Source organism: Asaia krungthepensis NRIC 0535, from assembly GCF_025995175.1.
Taxonomy (GTDB): domain Bacteria; phylum Pseudomonadota; class Alphaproteobacteria; order Acetobacterales; family Acetobacteraceae; genus Asaia; species Asaia krungthepensis.
In genome coordinates, this window is record NZ_BAPV01000057.1 from 155,820 (window position 1) to 175,499 (window position 19,680).

Sequence of the window (19,680 nt, forward strand, 5' to 3'; positions counted from 1 at the left end):
ACGATACGCATTCATATAGGTTCGTTTTTGAAATCGGTTTAGTATCTTTTTGTTGAAGATCAGTGACTAAGCCTACACTCACCGCGTCTTTTCATTAATCATTCGTAATGTTGCGTCCATGAGGGCGCGAAGTGCAAGCGTTTCTCCCCCCTCAGGGCGACCCGGTTTGGCACTGTCATTCCACGCATAAGTGTCGATATGTGCCCATTTTACAGTGGGTTCGACGAAACGCTGAAGGAACAGCGCAGCCGTAATCGCCCCTGCCATCGGCTTGTCGGTCACATTGCCAAGATGGGCATTTTTGCGGCGGAGCCATGCGTCGTAGCCATGCCAGAGTGGCAATTGCCACATGGCATCGCCGGTCTCCTGTCCGGCCTGGAGCAGGATTTGGGCAAATTCCGGATCATTGGAGAACAGCGCAGGCAGATCCGGGCCGAGGGCGACGCGTGCGGCGCCCGTCAGGGTCGCTGCGTTCACAAGCCAGTCGGGGGAGGATTCGCAGGCCTCCGTGAGCAGATCGCTCAGGACCAGTCTTCCCTCCGCGTCGGTATTGCCAACTTCAACCGTCAAACCGGCGCGCGTGGTGAGAATATCGCCCGGCCTCATGGCGTGACCTGAAATACTGTTCTCGACGCAGCCGAGCCGCAACTCGAGGCGCAGGGGGAGATCGGCGGCCATGATGACATGAGCGAGGGCGAGCATGAGCGCCGCGCCCCCCATATCTTTTTTCATGCGCAGCATGCCGCTGGCTGGCTTGATATCGTACCCCCCGGTGTCGAAGCACACACCTTTTCCGACCAACGACAAAAGCGGTGCAGACGGCCCGGCCTGACTTCCTTGCCATGTCATTCTGACGACCTGAGCAGGCCGGTCAGACCCGGCGCCGACTGCTGCAAGGCAGGGATAGGCGGCGGCAAGAGCCTGACCGGCGATGATCTCGACCTCGGCCTTGTGCTGGCGCGCCACACGCGCTGCCTCCACGGCGAGTTCCTGCGGCCCAAGCAGATTGGCAGGCATGTTGACAAGATCACGCCCGAGCCAAATGGCCTGCGCCATTGCCAGGGCTCCCCCCAGAGCATTTTCCCGACCCTCTGGCATGACGAGCCTGACCGGGAACTCCAGTTCGGGCCCCACAGCATAACGATACGCCCCCATGCAGAAGCCGAGGACGATCTCGGCCTCCAGCCCGGGTGCTGATTCCTGCAATCCGGAGTCGAGACGTAATTGCCATGCCCCCGGTGGCAACTGCGTGGCCAGCACCCCGAACCGTGCGGCATCGCGAGACAGGACATCGGCGACAAACACAGCGTGCTTAACCCCGTCGTTGCCCGGAACCAGATAAAGTTGTCCGGGTTCCAGCGCTCCGGTCATCTCGATCAGCGCCGCAGCATGCGCGCCCAGCAGAGAGTTGATCTCGCTGCCCGGAGTGACAATATGCACGTCTCGCGCGTTTCCTGTCTGACTGACCAGACAGATCATCTCCGGCTTGCGCATGGCTCTCCACCTTTCCTTCTCGTTCCGGTCGCCGCCTCGGTTGCGGCGTCCTTGCGACCGTTTCTTCAGTGTCTTGCAATTCCCTTCCTCATGCACAAGCATCATGACATGACGCCCCAGCACCATTTCATGCCCCGCCGTGTTCGCGCCGTGCTGGGACCGACAAATACCGGCAAGACCCATTATGCTCTCGAGCGCCTGCTGGCTCATGAATCGGGGATAATCGGTTTTCCGCTCCGGCTGCTTGCGCGCGAGAATTACGAGCGCATGGTGCGTATCAAGGGGTCTCGCCATGTGGCGCTGATCACGGGTGAGGAAAAGATCGTCCCGCCCGAGGCACGTTGGTTCTCCTGCACGACAGAGGCCATGCCCCTGACGCGCAGGGTCGAGTTCGTCGCTGTCGATGAAATCCAGCTCAGCAGCGATCCTGACAGAGGGCATGTGTTCACCGATCGCCTGCTCAATGCGCGCGGGAATGTCGAAACCCTCTTTCTGGGGGCCGAAACCATACGCCCCCTGCTCCAGCGTCTCGTGCCCGGGATCGAGATCGATACGAGACCGCGTCTGTCGAGCCTGATCCATACCGGACATACGAAGCTTTCCCGCCTGCCTGCGCGCTCGGCCATCGTGGCTTTCTCGGCGGCCGAAGTCTATGCAATCGCTGAAATCATCCGCAGACGTCGCGGTGGATGTGCCCTGATCATGGGGCAACTCTCACCCCGCACGCGTAACGCCCAGGTCGAGCTCTACCAGAACAAGGACGTGGACTATCTGGTTGCCACCGATGCGATCGGGATGGGACTGAACATGGACGTGAACCACGTCGCCTTGGCCTCCTTGACCAAATTCGATGGCTCCTCCCTGCGTCCTCTGACCGCTCAGGAATGTGCCCAGATCGCCGGACGTGCCGGACGCGGCATGAAAGACGGCACATTCGGCACCACGGGCGAAGCCCGTCCCATGTCGGACGCCCTCGTCGATGCCATCGAGGCGCATCGCTTCGACCCTGTCGAACGCGTGAGCTGGCGTAATGCCGCTCTCGATTTCGGCTCTCCCGCTGCCTTGCTGAACAGCCTCAACGCAGCCCCTCCGAAACGCGGGCTTGTTGCCGGTCGACCTGCATCGGACGTGCTGACACTCGAGAGCCTCTCCGGAGAGGCTGAGATACGGGATGCCGCGCGCGGGAAGAAAGCCACGAGCCTGTTATGGGATGTCTGCCAGATCCCCGATTTCAGGAAGCTGGGTGACGACTCCCATGTGCGGCTCTGCCACAGACTATTCCTGCACCTGCTCAATGATGGCGGCATCCCGCCCCAATGGTTCGACTCCCATATCAGCGGATTTTCGCGCCTTGAGGGCGACATCGATACCCTCATGCATCGGCTGACAGGGATCCGGGTCTGCGCCTATGTGGCTGCGAGAACGGACTGGAGCGATCGGGCCATTCACTGGCAGGAGCGCACTCGGGAAGTCGAGGACCTGTTGTCTGATGCGCTGCACGAGCGCCTGACCGCGCGCTTCGTCGATCGTCGCGCGACGTCGTTGCTGCGAAGGCTCGATCACGAGGGTTCGAGAGATCTGCTATCGGCCGTCACCCGTGAAGGACAGGTCATCGTCGAAGGCCATTCAGTCGGCACGATCGAAGGCTTCACCCTGAAGCCGGATCAGGAAGATACCCTTCCAGAGAAGAAGCTGATGCTTCGCGCGGGACGGCGCGCCTTGCTGCATGAAATCCCCCGGCGCGTTCAGGCGCTTGTCGCCTCGCCGGATGACGCGTTCTCACTCGATACGGCGAATGGACATCTGGCCTGGGAAGACGCAGTCATCGCCAGACTCACGCGCGGTGCCGCCATTCTGTCTCCGTCGATCCAGATCCTTGGGGGTGAATTCGCCGATACAAAGCAGCGTGACCTCGTTCAGGAGCGCTTGACCACCTTCGTACAGACCCGCATCCGAACCGTACTGGCTCCTCTCTACGCGCTGGCGGCACAGCCACGCGCCTCCGCCCCGCTGCGCGGCGTAGTCCATCGCCTGATGGAGAGCGGCGGGGTGGCCCCCCTCATGCCGCGCGAGCCCGGCATCCATGGCACACAGGATCTGGCTCATTTTCGGCGGCTCGGCATTCTCCTTTGCTCTCATGGCCTTTTCATGCCTGCCCTGCTCAAACCGGCGGCGATGGGTTTGCGTGCCCGGCTGGTTGCTGTCTGGTCAGGCGTCTCTCTGCCGACCATCGACGCAACCCAGGTCGTCTTGGCAGTCAGCCCCGATGTCGGGCGCCAATCCATGAAAGACCCTGCTCCCGTATCGCGCGGGCTCGAGGCTCTGGGCTGGATGCGTGCAGGCACGATATGGCTGCGGCTGGATCGCGCGGAGAAACTATCGGGAGACTTGCATCGTCTGACCCGGCGCGGCGCCTGCCCGGTGCCATCTGACCTCGCATCCCGCTACGCCCTGCCCAAAGCCCAGCTTGCAGAAATCCTCCCGGACTTCGGTGTCAGACTGCGCCCGACCGTCCCGCTGCCGCCCAACCAGTTTGGCCCCCCTGCCCCGCCGATGCTGGTAGCCTCCCGCCCGCAACGCGCATCGGTCCGCAAAACGCATCGGGGCAATCGCCCTCATGCGACCGCTACCCAGCCGGAGGGACCGTTCGCCGTTCTGGCGCGCCTGAGTGCCAGGCCAAACTGATGGGTGGCGATCTTCCCGATTACCAACGCCTCGATCTGTGGCTCTGGCATGCCCGGGTCTGTCGTCAGCGGCAGGATTGCGCTGCTTTGATCGAAAAAGGACGCATCAGGATCAACCGACAGCCGACGAGCAAACCGCACAGCAAGATAAGGATCGGTGACATTCTGGGCTTGCCGGGCTTCCCGCACGCGGGAGTCCGCATCTGGCGTGTCGTGGCTCTGGCAACCCGGCGGGGTTCTGCATCGGATGCAGCAAAACTCTACGAGATCATCGAGGAAGACGACCGGGAATAAGCGCGTCCGCACGGGCCCGGGCAAACATATGCTTGCAAGAAACGTCAAGTTCCGCCTATCTGCGGCATTCCTTTTTGCATACTCCCCGAGGGCTGAATTGCCCTCCCGGATCATCTCGGGCCGAGCGGCCCCAGCCTAAGATCGGAGACACCAATGGCCTATGTGGTCACCGAAAACTGCATACGCTGCAAATACACGGATTGCGTCGAGGTCTGTCCGGTCGATTGCTTCTATGCGGGCGAGAACTTCCTCGTGATCAACCCCGACGAGTGCATCGATTGCGGCGTCTGCGAGCCGGAATGCCCCGCCGAAGCCATCTTCCCGGATAGTGACGACCGCGCGACCCCGTGGCTCGAGGTCAACAGCAAATACGCCGCCGTGTGGCCGAACATCACACGCAAGATCGATTCGATGCCCGATGCCGATGACTGGAAAGACAAACCGGGCAAGGAAGCGATGCTTTCTCCAGAGCCTCACAAGGACTGACCAGGACTATGGCCCCCCCGGCAATTCAACCCGGGGGATGTCGGCCGATCAACCGTGATGCCCCGGACAAAACGGGCTCATACGGTTCATACGGGAGCGGACCAACCGTTCCCGGAGGCTCGCTGAACAACAAAAAGGCCCGGAGGGAATACCTCCGGGCCTTTTTGTTTATACGCGGCATTTAGTGCAGCATGCCTCACCCCATCAGGGGCAAGACACGATGCAGGTCAATGTCAGCGCGACATCATGTTCATGCTGACGTCGTGGATGATGAAGACCGTTCCACCGACGATGATCAGAACGCAGATAACCGCGAAGGCAAATGCCGTGTTGTTCCAGGACTGGCTCGAGCTGCTGTTCATGTGCAGGAAGTAGATCAGATGGACAAAGATCTGAACCACCGCCAGCGCAGCAATGACCCCGAAGGTCATGCCGGGGGACATGAGGTGCATCTCGACGATGGCGAAAGCCGCAACCGTCAGGATGGCCGCAATTACGAAGCCGATGATGTACGAGGCGAAGCTGCCGTGAGACTCGCCTTCGTGTTGATGGGTCGATGCTTGGCTCATCAGATCACACTCAACAGATAAACGAAGGTGAACACGCAGATCCAGACGATATCCAGGAAGTGCCAGAAAAGGCTCAGGCACTGGAGCTTGTCCATATAGCGTGTGCTGAAGACCTGCGAGCTGAAGCTCTGGACCATGATAACAGCGATCCAGACCAGACCACAGGTCACGTGAAGACCGTGCGTCGCCACCAGCGTGAAGAATGCGGAGAGGAACGCAGAGCGATCCGGACCGGCACCCGCATGAATGAGGTGAGCGAACTCCTTGACTTCGAGAACAAGGAAGCCGAGGCCGAGCACGAAGGTGATAGCGAGCCAGGCGAGCATCGCGCCCTGCTTGCGGGCGTAAGCCGAGATCATGCCGAAGCCGAAGGTGATCGAGCTGAGCAGGAGGAGAGCTGTCTCCAGCCCTACCCCGTCCAGATCAAACAACTCCTTGCCCGTCGGGCCACCAGCGAACTGGGTACGCATGACAGCGAAGGTGGCGAACAGCGTTCCGAAAAGGAGGCAGTCCGTCATCAGGTAGATCCAGAACCCGAACACGTTGTTCGTGTTGTGGTGCTCGTGATCATCGATGCCGTGCGCGGTGCCGTGCGGCGTTGCTGAGATATTTGCCATTGTTATTCTGCCGCCTGTGCTGTCAGCGAGCGGACATAGTTTTCCTGGTCGCGTTCGATTTCGCTGACCGGGACATAGTAGTCCACATCATTGTTGAAGCTGCGCAGGATGACCGTCGCGAACACGCCAACGAGGGCGAGCGCTGCGAGCCACCAGATCCACCAGATCGCTGCGAACCCGAGCACGAAGCTGAAGGCACCGACGAAGAAGCCGGCAGCCGTGTTCTTCGGCATATGGATCGGTGCAAGCACCTTACCCTCATAGCTGCGACGGCCCATCTGCTTCTCGGTATGGAACGTATCGATACCGTGAACGTCAGGAAGAACGGCGAAGTTATAAGCGGGCGGGGGCGAAGCCATCGACCATTCGAGCGTACGGGCATTCCACGGATCACCCGTGAAGTCACGGTTCTCAGCCAGATTACGATCGCGGATCGAGACATAGATCTGCATCAGCTGGCAGACAACACCCACTGCAATGACGGCGGCGCCGGCTGCAGCGATCAGCATCTGAACATGCCAGTCAGCATTGTCGTAATGGTTCATACGACGGGTCATGCCTTCGAAGCCGGCAATATAGAGCGGCACGAATGCAAGATAGAAGCCGACGAACCAGCACCAGAAGGCGCGCTTGCCCCAGGACTCATTCATCTTGAAGCCGAGAACCTTCGGCCACCAGAAGTTCAGACCTGCGACGTAACCGAAATAAACACCGCCGATGATGACGTTGTGGAAATGGGCGATCAGGAACAGTGAGTTATGCAGCACGAAATCGGCTGCAGGCATCGCCATCATGACGCCGGTCATGCCACCGATAGAGAAGGTGACCATGAAGCCGATGACCCAGTACATGATGCCGTTGAACTGGATACGGCCCTTATACATGGTGAACAGCCAGTTGAAGATCTTCACGCCCGTCGGGACGGCAATGATCATCGTGGCCACGCCGAAGAAGGCGTTGACGTTCGGGCCTGCGCCCATGGTGAAGAAGTGGTGAGCCCAGACGATGAAGGACAGAACGCCGATCGCAAGCGTGGCGTAAACCATCACGCGGTAGCCAAACAGTGGCTTGCGCGAGAATGTCTGGGTGATTTCCGAGAACACACCGAAGGCCGGCAGAACCAGAATGTAGACTTCCGGGTGACCCCACGTCCAGATGAGCGAGAGATACAGCTGAACGCTGCCGCCGCCATCATTGGTGAAGAAGTGCATACCCAGATAACGGTCAAGCGCGAGCTCGGCCAGGGTAACCGTCAGAACCGGGAAGACTGCCATGATCAGAACGACCGTGACGAAAGCCGTCCAGGTGAAAACGGGGAGCTTCATCCAGCCCATGCCCGGAGCGCGCATCTTCACGATGGTGACGAAGAAGTTCACGCCAGTCAGCAACGTGCCGACACCGGCAAGCTGCACGGCCCAGATGTAGTAATCCACACCGACGCCGGGGCTGAACTGCTGCTCGGACAGAGGCGGGTAGACCAGCCAGCCGCACTGAGCGAATTCACCGATGAAGAGGGAGACGTTGATCAGAACGGCGCTGATCGTGGTCATCCAGAAGCTCAGCGAGTTCAGGAACGGGAAAGCCACGTCGCGTGCGCCAATCTGCAGCGGCACGATGACATTGAGCAGACCTGTCATGAACGCCATGGCCATGAAGAAGATCATGATGGTGCCATGGGCGGAGAAGATCTGGTCATAATGGTGCGGGGGCAGATAGCCCGGGTTGCCATTATAGGCCAGGGCGAGCTGGCTGCGCATCATGATGGCGTCGGCAAAGCCGCGGAACAGCATGACAAGAGCAAGCACGATATACATGATGCCCAGACGCTTGTGGTCGACCGAGGTCAGCCACTCACGCCAGAGATAGCCCCATTTGCCGAAATAGGTGATGGCACCCAGAACGGCGAGAGCAGCGATGACGACGCCGGTGAACGTGCCAACAAGAATAGGCACATCCAACGGTATCGCTGAAAGTGTTAACTTACCTAGCATGTGTCCCTATTCCTTCATCTGCATGTCGGACATGGCGGACTGCATGTGCATGACCTGACCGGTCGACTTGTCGATGACCGTACCGTTATTGTACTTGGCCACGATGCTGTCGAAGAGGTTAGGCTGGACATGCGCGAAATACTTGACCGGAGCCGCTTCCTGAGGCGCTGCAACCTGCGGGTAATCGGCTGAGTCGAGGGAGTCAGAAGCGCCCTTGACCTTGTCGACCCACTGGTTGAAGTCGTCATCCGTCATGGCGAGCGTACGGAACTTCATGTCCGAGAAGCCACGGCCCGTGTAGTGGGCGGCTTCGCCCAGATAATCGCCCGGCGCGCTGGCCAGAAGATGAAGCTGGGTCTGCATGCCGGCCATCGCATAAACCTGCGAGCCGAGACGCGGGATGAAGAACGACGTCATGACCGAGTCAGACGTGATGCGGAAATTGATCGGCGTGTTGACCGGCACAGCAAGCTGGTTGACGGTTGCAATACCCTGATCCGGGTAGATGAACAGCCACTTCCAGTCGAGCGCCACAACTTCGACGTTCAGCGGCTTGCGGCCGGCTGCCTCGGCGGAGTGAAGCGGACGGTACGGGTCGAGCGTGTAGCTCGTCCAGATAGCGATCGCGCCCAGAATGACGATCACGACAGCAGGAACACCCCAGACGAAAAATTCGATCTTTGTCGAGTGATCCCAGTTCGGCAGGTATTCGGCCGACGTGTTGCTCTCGCGATATTTCCAGGCAAAGTACAGCGTCATGGCGATCACCGGGATCACGATGCAAAGCATCACACCCAGTTCGATCAGAATGACGTTACGGTTCTGAATTCCCACCGGTCCACGCGGATCGAGCAGATCGAGCGTACAGCCAGAGAGAAGAAGTGCCGGCGCCAGCGGCAAAAGCCGCCGCAACTTCGGCATAAGTCTATTGTTCATTGTCTGCCCCGCTCGTTGAACCGACCGTCAAGCTCTTTGGCTGCGCTACGCTGCCGCTCAACCCGACCACGGCTTGGTCGACCATGGCGACAACACCTTCAGGGGATGTCATCCATCTCTCCTATTCCAGTTGACCATGCGTATCGCGCCGCAACATGACATCATCATACGACCGCAATCATATGAAGATGTAACGTTACGTCTGCCGGTGCCATTCATGGGTCCGACCACGACACGCATCGTCCTTGCCTCGCCTTACTTCGACAGGATGACTGACCGTAACGGTCAGCGCGCCTGCCTGCACACTGGGCATCAGCGCCCAGCTATGTTCTGTTGTTTCCGCCCGATTGGCCCGCAAAGCAAGCACTGATGCTGAGTTTTAAGGGACCTGTTCACAATTTGACCACAAAGATTCACGTTGGAAATCAGGGCGTTGGAGCATTTATGCGTAATTCCGCCGCATTTCATTGCCGATTTTTTAGATTTAGTTCAGATAGAAATGGCAAGTTAATTAGACCGAAATAGTCTGGATAAACAAAAATGGGGCGCCCCACATGGACACCCCGTTAAATAAAGACGTCTGATATCAGACTATCTATCCATTGTTATTATTACGAACGCCCATAAACTGGAGCAGAAAGGTGAAGAGGTTGATAAAGTTCAGATAAAGCGAAAGCGCATCATAAACACTGCGCTTGGCCATTTCCTCTGGCCCGACATAGGACAGATAGTATTGATAGGTCGCGCGGATACGCTGCGTGTCGAACGCCGTCAGAACCGTGAACAGCACCACACCGATCAGACTGATCATGAACGACATGGCTGGGCTATGCAGGAACATGTTGACCAGCCCTGCGATAATGAGCCCGATCAGCCCCATCATGAGGAACGACCCCATCGAGCTCAGATCACGCTTGGTGGTGTAGCCCCATAGCGACATGGCCGCGAATGTTGCGGCCGTGACGAAAAACGTGCTGGCGACCGAGGTATGGGTATAGACGATCAGAATGTTCGACAGGCTCGCCCCCATGACCGCGCAGAATGCCCAGAAGAGCCCCTGTGCAGCCTGACGCGACAGACGGTTCACCCCGAAGGACATGACCATGACGAAAGCCAGCGGGGCGAAGATGGTCAGCATGCCAAGCCCTGTCGGGCGGGTTGCAATACCACCGGAGGTAATGACCTGCTGGAAGAAGAGATCCCGCAGCGAGGTCTCGGCGACACCGAAAGCTACGAAGCCCGTTAGGACCAGACCGGCCGTCATCCAGTTATAGACGCTGAGCATGTAAGCGCGCAGACCGGCATCGACCGTATCGACCCTGGCGCTACCCGCGTTACCCGGTGTGTTGCCAGAACGAGAATTTGGAACGAAAGCCATGACACCCTTTCCTGAAATACGGCCAGACTGGCCTTTCCGTGGTTCAATGTGGCGTTTTTAACATAGCGGTCAAGTGAGGCGCGTATCCCGACATTCTAAGATACACAGCACGGCTCGACGGAAACCGCAGCATTGCGGCGCGTTATCTCCCGTGATCATAATGCAAAAGCATGGCCTCGCGCCATCGAATTGCACCGGGCATCATCCAGGGCTCCAACAGGCCAGGTGAAACGATGCTCAGGTACGAAGGGAGCCCGTCACCCAAGCCCGCCAGATCGCCGGCGCGATCCCCTCCACCACTACAAGACGCAGGAAACACTAATGCGCCTCTTCACGGCGCTCGAGATTTCGAGCGAGCACAAGCGTCTCCTCTCATCCCTTCGTCGTCAGCTTCCCGGTTTCGTCTGGTACCCGCCCGATACGTATCACCTCACCCTCCGCTTTATCGGAGATATCCGCTCCCGACCCATGCTCGAGGAACTCGACCATGCGCTTGCCAGGCTGAGTAGTGACGCATTCCAGATCGAACCCGCCGGTGTCGGGGTCATCAGCCAGCCCGGACGGTTCCGCCTTGTGGCAACGATTTCACCCTCCACCGGCCTTGTCACGCTGCAGTCGCGGATAGAAGCGACGCTGCGTCGTTGCGGCATTGCCATGGAGAAACGCCGCTTTCAGCCGCACATATCTCTCGGGGTCGGCCAGGGCGATGCAGGACCCAATATTATTCGGTGGGTGCAGCAGAACAATCTCATGAAGGGAAAAGCGCTCACAGCCGAGCATTTCACCCTGTTCAGGTCATATCGCACCAGTGACGTCCCGCATTATGAGGTCTGCGCCGAGTACCCGCTCGGTGATGCAATGCTCCTCGGGCAGGAATCCTGGATGCAGCGCGAATGATCGGCGGTGACAACAGGGCGGAAAGCCTGGACAGCCTGGTCACCCGCGTTCGTCACTGTACGATCTGCGCCGAACATCTGCCGCTGGGCCCTCGGCCACTCATCCACGTCTCTGCGGGTTCGCGCATCCTGATTGCCAGCCAGGCTCCGGGCACGATCGCGCATGAGAGCGGGAAGTCCTTTTATGATCCGTCCGGCAGGCGTCTGCGTGGCTGGATGAACCTGACCGAGGAAGAATTCTACGACACGCGCAAAGTGGCCATCCTTCCCATGGGCCTTTGTTACCCCGGCAGACTGCCGAATGGGGGCGACAAACCGCCACGCCCGGAATGCGCCCCCGCATGGCGCGACCAGGTTCTCGAGCATCTCGCAGAATTGCAGCTCATCCTGCTCGTTGGATCGTACAGCCAGCATCACACGCTCGGCCGGGGCGCTGTCAGCGACCGCGTACGCGATTTTCGCCGGTATCTGCCCCGTTATTTCCCACTGCCTCATCCTTCCTGGCGAACGGGCGTCTGGGAGAAACGCGCGCCATGGTTCCAGAGCGAGGTCATTCCAGCGCTTCGCGAAGAGATAAGAAAGGCGCTCGCATGAGATGCCCTGGCCCGGATCGGTCACGAACCGGGCCATCACGGTGAGCGCTACGCTCAGGGAATCAGGCGGACATGCCTTATGGTCGAGACCACAAACCCCTCGAGCCCTGCAAAAAGGATCTGGATACCGATACAGAGCAAGATCAGCGCCGCCAGCCGACTGACAATGCGAGCCCCCGTACGACCCAATGAACTGACGATGCGCTCGGCGTAGGAGTAAAAAACCACCACAGTCAGGGCGATCGCGAGAACCGCAAGCGACAGTCCGATGATATAGCTTGCTGCAGAGGCCCCGAGTGTGCGCCCTGAGCTCAGCGCAATGGCCACCGCGATACTGCCGGGCCCGACAGTAAACGGCATGGCCAACGGGAAGAAAGCCCGGTCCCCCAGATCATTATCCTGGTTCGCCGTGTCATGATCGAAGACCTGACGCTCCTTTCGGGCTTCGCTCTCCTCAGGAGCAAGAAGCAGCGTCCAGGCACGGGATGCAACCACCAGCCCGCCAGAGACACGCAACGCATCGATGGTGATCCGGAAAAAGCTCAGGATCCATCCGCCGAGCCAGACCGATACCATGAGGATGATGAACGAATAAAACCCGACCGTACGGGCAAGCCGGACAACCTGTGGGCGTGGCCTGCCAAGCGTCGTCTGCGCAAAGATCAGGGAAGCCCCAAGCGGATTGACGATGGAAAACAGCGCCGAATACGCCATGAGCCAGATCGCTGTGACATCGCTGAAACTGACAGGCTGGGTCAGCACATGAGGCAGGTGCATTACCCTGCCCTGTCGTGGCGCGCCTTGACGGAGAGGAAATTGCGCGAATGCAGCAGACGGCGCAGGCGCCGATGCTCACCCTCGAGCACTGCCCGTACCGCCTGAAGGTCCTGCGCCAGACAGCACAGGACACCGCTCTCCCCAGGCCCGTTCGGACAGACTGTCATTCCGATATCATGATAAACGCCAAGAAGCGCCTGTCCCACCTTGATGAAGACCGGGTGACGGCCTTCCTCAACCGCGAGATCACGCAAACGCCAGATTGCGGCAATGCATTCCGCCTCGGCACCCGCTGGATCTCCTACGCCAATAATAAACTGACCGGTCCTTAGAAACGGAATACCCGCGCGACCGTTATCGTTCAATATAAGTCCACTCGGACGCCTTGGACCCAGCTCTTCAAGAGCATGAGCGAGGTTTTTGTACAAGACCTCGCTCTCACTATTCCATGGCCGCACCAGTACATGGCTGCGACGCAGCATCTGGATAACAGCGACAATACCGAAGAGCGCGGAAATTCCCAGCGCCCAGCGCACAACAGAGGTATGCGCATCGTAGATCAGCGAGCGCCACCAGGAGTGCCCGAGGTGATGCCGCAGAGCGAATAGCCCCACGCTGGCAAGACTGACAATCCACAGGGTCACCGGGGCCATGAGGGTCGGGCTGAGTGGCTCCGAGAACAGACGCGCCTTGCGGTAGTAGCAAGACCGGAAAGGCGCGATGAGGAACATCACCATCATCAGGCAGAGCGGTATCGCCAGCGGCCCCTGACGCAGGATCACGAGCGGGATGGCCAGACCGAGCAGGGTCAGAGCGGCGCGCCACGCCGCCGTCACACGCTGCGCCAAGCCTGCCGCCACGCCAACCAGCATGACACCTGTCAGGCAGAGCATGAACTCGGCGGCTTGCAGCATGAGATGCGTGAAGGCACTGCCAACTAGAGGCGCCGGTACCGCGACAGCATAGAAGACGAGCAGGATCCCCGTTCCCGCCACGACACCCGTAGCAACCGTGACCGAGAAATCGGCTTCGGATTCACGCACCACCTGACTGGGACGGCGCACGGCCAAAGCCCCTGCAACCGCACCACGTCGACGGGCCCATGCCGCATCACCGCGCAGGAAGAGCTCGTGGGCGGCAAACATTCCCCCGGCGAGAAAGAGCGGGATGATATAATAGAACAGGCGAAATGTGAGAATGACGCCGAGGATCTGGGGCGTTGGCAGATACGGGCCGAGGGCCAGCAACATGGCCCCGTCAAACACACCAAGACCGCCCGGCACACTGGCCACAAGTCCTGCCGTATAAGAAGCGATATAGATTGCCAGAAAAGCCGGAAAGCCGATGGCCGCCTGCGGGGGAAGCAGCACATAGGCGATCATGGCGGTCATGGCCATGTCAGCGGCGCTGACTACTACCTGGGCCACAGCCACCCGGAAGCCGGGAACGTCCAGCGTGTATCGCCAGACACGCATCTGACGATAGCGCAACGAGACGCAAAGATAAGCAAGGACAGCCGTCCAGGCCGCGGCACCCGCCAGTTGCAGAACGAGATGTGGCAGATGATCGACGAGCGGAATATGGCCGGGCTCGAACAGGAACACCCCACCGATAAGGGCCATGGCGCCCAGAAGATAGGTTGTCGAGCAGAATGCAATGATCTGGGCGATACCGCCAGGGGATACACCCCAGTTGCGATACAGGCGGAACCGGACCGCTGCCCCAGAAATGGCCGAACACCCGAGGTTGTGGGAAAGGACATAGGAGCAGAACGCCGCGAAAGCAGTGCGCAGGAAGGACTGCTTCGTTCCTATATGATAGCAGGCGAGCCGGTCGTAGAAGGAAAGAATGAAATAGGAGAGCACCGTGCATCCCACGCCTGCAGCAAGCGCCTCGGCGGGAATGGACTGGAACGCCGTTCGGATGTCCGCCAGCGAGAGCGATTTGAGCTCCTTCTGAATGACATAGATAGCCGCAACGAGAAGAACCAGCCCGAGGACCGCCGGCAGGCGGCAGGCCAGACGCCGCCACAGCCCCGGGGAGCGTGACTCGCCTTCCTCACAGCAGGTTTTTGTCTGTTCCTGAACGGTCATGAACCCTCAACCAAGGAAGCTGATCGTCTCTGTTACGGTCACTCTCACTCTGTAGCGTCAGATGTGTCGCGGGCGAGCGCCCCCTCAATCAGCGCGACCGTTTCCGGGAGGCCGAAGAGGGACGCAAAAATCCCGAAACGGGGCCCTTCCGTCTGGCCGAGCAGAACCTCATAGAGGCAGCCAAACCAGGCACGAAGGGGCTGGATCTGATGCTTTTTGCCGATTTCGAAGACGATATCCTGAACCTCGACGGGAGATAGGCCGGGATCGGCGGTTTTCAAGGCGTCTGCCAGATCCTGCAGCGCAACCCGCTCCAGATCGGTCGGCGCACGGAACGTCTTGGCCGGACGCACGAATTCCTTGAAGTAGACCAGAGCATGCCCGACCAGACGATCCACATAAGGATGGGTCTCGGGCGAGAGGCTCGGATCGTAGCGGCGCAGAAACTTCCAGAGCGTGTCGCTGGACTCCGCATTCGCCACAGACGCCAGATTGAGCAGCGCCGTGAAGGAAACCGGGCTGGACAGGCGCGTATCGAGTTCGCCGCCATGGATGAACCAGGCAGGATTGGCGCGCAGCGCCGACTCATCCTCGGTCACGACAGCCTTGTCGAGATTGGCCAGATACTCGTCCATCGCACGCGGGATCACGTCGAAGAACAGACGCTTGGCACGTGTGGGCTGGTTGAACATGTACTGCGCCAGGCTCTCGGGGGGCGCATAGTGCAGCCATTCCTCGATGGACAGGCCGTTGCCCTTGGACTTGCTGATCTTCTGGGCGTTCTGATCGAGGAAGAGCTCATAGGTAAGCCCTGCCGGGGGGGCCTTGCCCAGAATACGGCAGATCTTGCTCGAGAGCTTGACGCTGTCGATCAGGTCCTTGCCCGACATTTCATAATCGACGCCCAGCGCATACCAGCGCATGGCCCAGTCGGCCTTCCACTGCATCTTGGCATGACCGCCAAGCACAGAGGTCTCGAAGGTCTCGCCCGTCCCGGGGTCCTGCCACTGCACGGTCGCGGCAACAGGATCGACCTTGGTCACCGGCACCTGCATGACCTGACCGGTGCGCGGATGGATGGGCAGCACCGGCGAATAGGTTGCGCGGCGTTCGGCGCCGAGTGTCGGCGCGATGGTTGCCACCACCTCGTCATGCACTTCAAGCATGCGACGCAGGGCCGCATCGAAACGCCCCGAGGTGTAATAATCCGTGGCTGAAGCGAATTCGTACTGGAACCCGAAACGGTCCAGAAACTCGCAGAGCATGGCATTGTTGTGGGCTGAAAAACTCTCGAAGCGACCGAACGGGTCGGGAATGCGGCTCAGCGGTAGACCAAGATGCTTTGCGAGCATCTCCTGATTGGGCACATTGGTCGGCACCTTGCGCAACGCGTCCATATCATCGGAAAATGCGAGAAGACGCGTCTTGCGACCGGTCAAACGCTCATAGGCGAGACGCACCCAGGTCGTACGTGCCACTTCGCCAAACGTGCCGATATGGGGCAGGCCCGAGGGCCCATATCCGGTCTCCAGCAGGGCCGGAGCCTCTCCACCGCGCGCCTCGACATGGGCTGCGATTTTTCGCGCCTCCTCGAACGGCCAGGCTTTTGGCAGGGCGAGAGCATCGGGAGGGACAGGAGCGGTGTTTTGGACAAGGTCGGACATGATTGGACGAAAACTAGAAATAGTTCCGTTCCGGGTCAAGCAACATGGCGTTACGCGCCGTCCCGGCTGCCTCGGGAAGATGCAAAATACCTCTGTCGAGATCGCAGGTCCGACGCCGCTCTCAGGCAGGAGCATGGGGGTCGCGCTACCGAGGACCACCATTCCGTCTCAGCGCAGGGACTGCAAGGATCAGGGGCTGACCGGGACCCTCTTTCCGGAGCCAGGAGATTCATACGCGGACGAAGCGTGAACACGCGCTGGCGGTAGACAGGCTCTGCGTCTATGCTGGCGTCGATGCCCACGCCTTCCCGCGCCTCGCCCTATGATGCCCCCGCCCTGATCACGACGCGCGCGCGTGCCTCGGTTCTCACCCCCGATGGCGAGATCCTGTCGCTCGATGCGGGTGAGGCAGCGGCCCTGTTGGCTACCCTGCCCCCGCCCCTTCTGATCCATGGGCCGGCAACCATACGTCGCCTCGGCCTCACCCCGCCGGGGCAGGTCGTGCCCTGGTTCGACCTGCTGGAGCTGTTTCTCTTCCTGTTTCCGACGCGCTCGGTCGTGCCCACGCCGCGCGGCATGGGGCTGGCGCTCGGCCTCACGCCCCCTGAGCCCTGTGAAGCCGATTTCCTCCTGCTCATTCTAGAGAGAATGCGTCAGGCACTCGACGCCATGAGGGACAGCCGCGAGGCCGATACGCTAGGGGCCCTGCTACCGCTTCTGTCCCGCGCGGGCTGGGCATGGTCGGGATTTATCGAGTCCATTCTGCAGATTAATCCTGGTCAGCATCGCCACCCCTATGAGGCGCTGCGCGTCTGGCGTCGTCTCCCACGCTGGGAGGAAATGGCCCAGCGCCCGCCGCCGGGCAGCCGCCCGGTTGCACCCGCCGAAGCACGCCTGCGACTGTCGCGCATTCTGGGCGAAGGCGCGGAAACACGCCCCGGTCAGGCCGATTACGCTTCGGCGGTGACGCAGGCTCTGGCTCCCCGTGAGGGTGCAGGCATTCCTGAAATCGTGCTGGCCGAGGCAGGAACCGGTACAGGCAAGACTTTGGGTTATATCGCCCCTGCCAGCGTCTGGGCGGAGCAGAATGACGGGCCCGTCTGGATCTCGACCTATACGCGTCATCTCCAGCGCCAGATCGAGCAGGAGGTAAGTCGTCTCTATCCCGACGAGTCAGAGAGACGCAACGCGGTCGTGCTGCGCAAGGGACGCGAGAATTATCTCTGCCTTCTGAACATGGAAGATGCAGTCAACACGCTTGCCTCGCGCCCTGCACCCTCGTTTCCTGCCCTGATCGGTCTTGCCATGCTGGCCCGATGGGCCGAGGCGAGCGAAGACGGAGATCTTATGGGGGGCGATCTTCCGGGCTGGTTTGGCGATATCTTCGGCGCCGGCACCCTGTTCGGCATGGCGGATCGCCGGGGCGAATGCATCCATGGCGCCTGCCCGCACTACCAGACCTGTTTCGTCGAGCATTCCATCCGACGCGCACGGGGTGCGAGGCTCGTGATCGCCAATCACGCCCTTGTCCTGTCACAGGCCAGCTGGTCCAGCCTGGGGCGCGACGACGTGCCCGATGAGGACCAGCTCCCGACCCGTTATTTCTTCGATGAAGGGCATCATCTGCCTGAAGCTGCCGATAGCGCCTTCTCCCTCGCGCTCTCCGGGCTTGAAGCGGCGGAGTTGCGGCGCTGGCTGCTGGGTGCGGAGGGAAGCCGCTCGCGGGCGCGCGGGCTCCGTCGCAGGCTGGAGGATCTGGTCGCTGGATCGCCGGTGCTCGATGCCCCGCTTGAGGCCATACTGGGGGCAGCCCACGGGCTTCCTGCCCCCGGCTGGCTCGGCCGCCTGAACGGTCAGGACGATGCCCCGCAGCCTGCGGTGCCGGAACTGATCACCAATCCCTCCGAACAGTTCTTCCAGGCCCTGAGGGCTCAGCTTGAGGCACGCCGTATCGGCGCGCAGGGAAACGACTCCTCGGAATGCGGGCTGCATCCTGCGGGCGAGGCGTTGCGAGAGGCCACCGCCCCACTCGACACGGCACTGCGCCGCCTGCTGGCACCGCTCAATACCCTTGTAGAGCGTTTGAAAGCGCTGCTGAGTGAGCCCGACGACGCGCTCGAAGCGGCGCAGCGCCTGCGCATAGAGGCCATGATCCGGTCCCTGCGCCGGCGCGCCATCGCGCGGGTCGAAGGCTGGATCGCCATGCTCGATACCGTGCTCGACTTGCAGGACGAGGGCCAGAGCGCCTATATCGACCTCATCCGCGCCGAGTATATTCCTGGACGCCCAGGTGAACAGGATATCGGACTCCATCGCCACTGGCGTGACCCGACCATTCCCTTTGCCTCGGTCATGCAGGGCCCGGCGCATGGCATGCTCATCACCTCGGCCACGTTACGCGACCAGACGCCCGCCCGAAAGGACGATGGCCCCGATCCGAGACAGGTCGAGCAGAGCTGGCATGCGGCCGAGATCCGTCTGGGAACCCCGCATTTCATCAAGCCGCCCTTCAGGGCCTCCCTGCTCAGCCCGTTCGATTACGCCAGCCAGACGCGCGCGCTCGTCGTGACCGATATACCGCAGAATGATCTCGATGCACTGGCTGGCGCCTACCGCCTGCTGTTTCTGGCATCACAAGGCGGCGCGCTTGGACTGTTCACGGCCATCTCGCGCCTGCGCGCCGTCCATCAGCGTATCGCCGCACCACTCGACGAAGCCGGGTTGCCGCTCTATGCCCAGCATGTCGATACGATGGATAACGCCACCCTGGTCGATATCTTCCGTACCGAGCTCCATTCCTGCCTGCTAGGCACCGATGCGATGCGCGACGGCGTGGATGTGCCGGGTCAGGCGCTGCGTCTGGTCGTTTTCGAGCGCACACCATGGCCCCGCCCAGATATCCTGCATCGCGAACGGCGCAAGGCTCTCTCCCCCGATGACCCGCGCGATTACGATGACAGGCTGACCCGCATGAAGCTGCGTCAGGCCTTCGGGCGGCTGATACGCAAGGGCGATGACCGGGGTGTGTTCGTCATTCTCGACCGACGCATGCCCTCGCGGCTGCTCTCCGCCTTTCCGGAAGGGGTGTCTATCGAGCGGGTCAGTCTTGCGGAGGCTGTTCGACAAATCGGCGCGTTCCTGCCCCGGTTCGACACCGGCGGCATCCCGCATACAGGGTCTATTTCGGGGATAGAGGCCGACGAATGAG

Annotated in this window: 16 protein-coding genes; 7 read left to right on the plus strand and 9 right to left on the minus strand. The window is 60.5% G+C overall.

Annotated features, from left to right (window positions below; translation table 11 throughout):
* Positions 1 to 78: 78 nt before the first annotated feature.
* The gene (locus AA0535_RS13040; RefSeq protein ID WP_264816919.1) at positions 79 to 1,494 is read right to left on the minus strand and encodes a leucyl aminopeptidase family protein; all 1,416 of its coding nucleotides are present in this window, start codon (positions 1,492 to 1,494) and stop codon (positions 79 to 81) included.
* A gap of 108 nt (positions 1,495 to 1,602) precedes the next feature.
* On the opposite strand from AA0535_RS13040, the gene AA0535_RS13045 reads away from it, so the two are divergent.
* From AA0535_RS13045 to fdxA, 3 genes are all read left to right on the plus strand, one after another.
* Positions 1,603 to 4,179, plus strand: a complete 2,577-nt coding sequence (locus AA0535_RS13045; protein ID WP_264816921.1) for a helicase-related protein — start codon at positions 1,603 to 1,605, stop codon at positions 4,177 to 4,179.
* Positions 4,179 to 4,472: an RNA-binding S4 domain-containing protein gene (locus AA0535_RS13050; RefSeq protein ID WP_264816923.1), complete on the plus strand. Its 294-nt coding sequence runs from the start codon at positions 4,179 to 4,181 to the stop codon at positions 4,470 to 4,472. Before AA0535_RS13045 ends, AA0535_RS13050 begins: the two co-directional genes overlap by 1 nt.
* A 153-nt stretch (positions 4,473 to 4,625) precedes the next feature.
* A complete protein-coding gene (gene fdxA / locus AA0535_RS13055; protein ID WP_264816925.1) occupies positions 4,626 to 4,958 on the plus strand; it encodes a ferredoxin FdxA in 333 nt (110 codons plus the stop codon).
* A 233-nt stretch (positions 4,959 to 5,191) separates the two neighbouring features.
* Here the strand turns inward: fdxA and cyoD are convergent, their stop codons facing one another.
* Genes cyoD through cyoA form a run of 4 tightly spaced genes read right to left on the minus strand, consistent with a single transcriptional unit; the run spans position 5,192 to position 9,071 of the window.
* On the minus strand, positions 5,192 to 5,527 hold the full coding sequence (gene cyoD, locus AA0535_RS13060) for a cytochrome o ubiquinol oxidase subunit IV (protein WP_264816927.1): 336 nt from the start codon (positions 5,525 to 5,527) through the stop codon (positions 5,192 to 5,194).
* Complete coding sequence (cyoC, locus tag AA0535_RS13065) at positions 5,527 to 6,144, minus strand: cytochrome o ubiquinol oxidase subunit III (protein WP_264816930.1); 618 nt, start codon at positions 6,142 to 6,144, stop codon at positions 5,527 to 5,529. Before cyoC ends, cyoD begins: the two co-directional genes overlap by 1 nt.
* Positions 6,145 to 6,146: 2 nt before the next feature.
* Positions 6,147 to 8,135, minus strand: coding sequence for a cytochrome o ubiquinol oxidase subunit I (gene cyoB, locus AA0535_RS13070; RefSeq protein ID WP_264816932.1), 1,989 nt, complete (start codon positions 8,133 to 8,135; stop codon positions 6,147 to 6,149).
* A 6-nt stretch (positions 8,136 to 8,141) separates the two neighbouring features.
* Entirely contained in the window at positions 8,142 to 9,071 is a 930-nt protein-coding gene (gene cyoA, locus AA0535_RS13075; RefSeq protein ID WP_264816934.1) for a ubiquinol oxidase subunit II, read from the minus strand.
* Here cyoA and AA0535_RS13080 point away from each other — a divergent pair.
* Complete coding sequence (locus AA0535_RS13080; protein WP_264816936.1) at positions 9,071 to 9,205, plus strand: hypothetical protein; 135 nt, start codon at positions 9,071 to 9,073, stop codon at positions 9,203 to 9,205. The genes cyoA and AA0535_RS13080 overlap by 1 nt on opposite strands.
* A 461-nt stretch (positions 9,206 to 9,666) precedes the next feature.
* Here the strand turns inward: AA0535_RS13080 and AA0535_RS13085 are convergent, their stop codons facing one another.
* Positions 9,667 to 10,449 carry a Bax inhibitor-1/YccA family protein gene (locus AA0535_RS13085; RefSeq protein ID WP_264816938.1) on the minus strand — a complete coding sequence of 261 codons (783 nt, stop codon included), beginning with the start codon at positions 10,447 to 10,449 and terminating at the stop codon, positions 9,667 to 9,669.
* A gap of 321 nt (positions 10,450 to 10,770) precedes the next feature.
* Here AA0535_RS13085 and thpR point away from each other — a divergent pair, with 321 nt between their 5' ends.
* Positions 10,771 to 11,346 carry an RNA 2',3'-cyclic phosphodiesterase gene (gene thpR, locus AA0535_RS13090; protein ID WP_264816941.1) on the plus strand — a complete coding sequence of 192 codons (576 nt, stop codon included), beginning with the start codon at positions 10,771 to 10,773 and terminating at the stop codon, positions 11,344 to 11,346.
* Positions 11,343 to 11,939 (plus strand): uracil-DNA glycosylase family protein, encoded by a 597-nt coding sequence (locus AA0535_RS13095; protein ID WP_264816943.1) that lies wholly within the window; start codon positions 11,343 to 11,345, stop codon positions 11,937 to 11,939. Before thpR ends, AA0535_RS13095 begins: the two co-directional genes overlap by 4 nt.
* 53 nt (positions 11,940 to 11,992) lie before the next feature.
* Here the strand turns inward: AA0535_RS13095 and AA0535_RS13100 are convergent, their stop codons facing one another.
* From AA0535_RS13100 to AA0535_RS13110, 3 genes are read right to left on the minus strand one after another with little or no spacing between them, the layout of a single operon-like run.
* Positions 11,993 to 12,715, minus strand: a complete 723-nt coding sequence (locus tag AA0535_RS13100) for a MarC family protein (RefSeq protein ID WP_264816946.1) — start codon at positions 12,713 to 12,715, stop codon at positions 11,993 to 11,995.
* Entirely contained in the window at positions 12,715 to 14,808 is a 2,094-nt protein-coding gene (locus AA0535_RS13105) for a lysylphosphatidylglycerol synthase domain-containing protein (RefSeq protein WP_264816948.1), read from the minus strand. Before AA0535_RS13105 ends, AA0535_RS13100 begins: the two co-directional genes overlap by 1 nt.
* A gap of 44 nt (positions 14,809 to 14,852) precedes the next feature.
* The gene (locus AA0535_RS13110; RefSeq protein ID WP_264816950.1) at positions 14,853 to 16,472 is read right to left on the minus strand and encodes a lysine--tRNA ligase; all 1,620 of its coding nucleotides are present in this window, start codon (positions 16,470 to 16,472) and stop codon (positions 14,853 to 14,855) included.
* Between the two features lie 282 nt (positions 16,473 to 16,754).
* Here AA0535_RS13110 and AA0535_RS13115 point away from each other — a divergent pair, with 282 nt between their 5' ends.
* Positions 16,755 to 19,679 (plus strand): ATP-dependent DNA helicase, encoded by a 2,925-nt coding sequence (locus AA0535_RS13115; protein ID WP_373319342.1) that lies wholly within the window; start codon positions 16,755 to 16,757, stop codon positions 19,677 to 19,679.
* Position 19,680 lies beyond the last annotated feature (1 nt).